The organism is Streptomyces sp. IMTB 2501 (genome assembly GCF_001953885.1).
Classification (GTDB): domain Bacteria; phylum Actinomycetota; class Actinomycetes; order Streptomycetales; family Streptomycetaceae; genus Streptomyces.
In genome coordinates this window covers 1-1325 of record NZ_MQUS01000087.1, presented here as the reverse complement: position 1 = coordinate 1325, position 1325 = coordinate 1, and the positions used below count along the sequence as shown (strand labels likewise).

General features: G+C 68.5%; 1 protein-coding gene. It reads right to left on the bottom strand.

All coding sequences use genetic code 11. The features are described 5' to 3' along the window. Positions 1-23: 23 nt before the first annotated feature. Positions 24-1088 (bottom strand): IS110 family transposase, encoded by a 1065-nt coding sequence (locus AV521_RS46195; RefSeq protein ID WP_076097937.1) that lies wholly within the window; start codon positions 1086-1088, stop codon positions 24-26. Positions 1089-1325 lie beyond the last annotated feature (237 nt).

The window sequence follows — 1325 nt, the reverse complement described above, 5'->3', positions numbered from 1 at the left end:
GTTGATGAAGCTCCTATAGACCGTCAAGCACCCTGAATGAGCGGCTTCGCTGGGGTGTGTTGGCTGGCGAGGTACTTGTAGACCTCGCGGGCGATGAAGCGTTTGAGGCAGCGCAGGATGTCCTTCTTGGACATGCCTTCGGCGGTGCGGCGGGTGACGTATGCCTGGGTGCGCTGGTCGTAGCGCATGCGGACCAGGGCGATCATGTGGAGTGCGTGGTTGGCCCGGCGGTCGCCGCCGCGATTGAGACGGTGCCTGTTGGTGCGGCCCGAGCTGGCCGGGACGGGGGCTACTGCGCACAGATGGGCGAAGGATGCTTCCGAGGTGAGCCGCTCGGGGTTGTCGCCCGCGGTGATCAGAAGCTGAGCGGCGGTCTCGATGCCCACGCCGGGTAATGCGACCAGCTCAGGTGCTGCTCGGGCCATCAGCGCCTCCAGCTCGGCATCGGCGTCGTCGATCTCTGCTGTGAGGTATTGGTGGCGGCGGGCCAGGCGCCGCAGGGCGACCTTGACCGCGCAGGCAGGGTCGTTGGTCTGCGTGCCGGGGCGGGAGCGGGCCAGGTTCTTGATCAGTTCGGCGGGCGTCAGGGCGCGCAGCTGTTCGCGGACCTCACCGGGTGCGGTGATGATGAGGGTGCGGATCTGGTTGATGGTCTGCGTGCGGGCCTTGACGGCGGAGCGGCGGACCACCCGCAGGGTGCGGATGGCCTCCACGATGCCGTCGTGGGCTTTGGGGATCCCGCCGGCTCGGCCGGTGAGAACGGCTGTCGCGGCGGCGAAGGCGTCGATGGGGTCCGACTTGCCGCTTGCCCTGCGCGCCCGGCGGTCGGGGCGGTCCACCTCGATGACGGTGATCTGGTTCTGCCGCAGGTACCGGGCGAGTTCGCAGCCGTAGGCTCCGGTGCCCTCGACGCCGACGGCGATCACGTCGCCGTGGGAGCAGAGCCAGTCCAACAGCCGGCGATAGCCGTCGGGGGAGGTGGGAAAGGCCTGGGTGGCCAGGTGCCGGCCGATGGAGTCGATCACGGCGGCCTGGTGGAAGTCGGTGTGGGTGTCGACGCCACCGACCACCGCTGTCTGGTCTGCCATGCTGAAGATGCTGTCCTTCCGTGCGGCGCATGAGGGGACGCCACGCGCCGGTCGGGCGGGAGGACAAGACTGTGATGGGACCTTTGGCCAGGCTCCTATGAGGTCACACGCGCCCGACCGGCCGCGCGCAGGGCGGCACCGTCCGAAGCGGCCGACAAATCATCAACAGGACAGCGAGCGTCGGTCAGATGGAGGGTCAGACCCCTCGGACGGCACCATCCACATCCTCACAGTCAG

Excerpts from the sequence above, each read along its gene's own strand:
- AV521_RS46195 (WP_076097937.1), bottom strand. The coding sequence starts at position 1,088 with ATGGCAGACCAGACAGCGGTGGTCGGTGGCGTCGACACCCACACCGAC.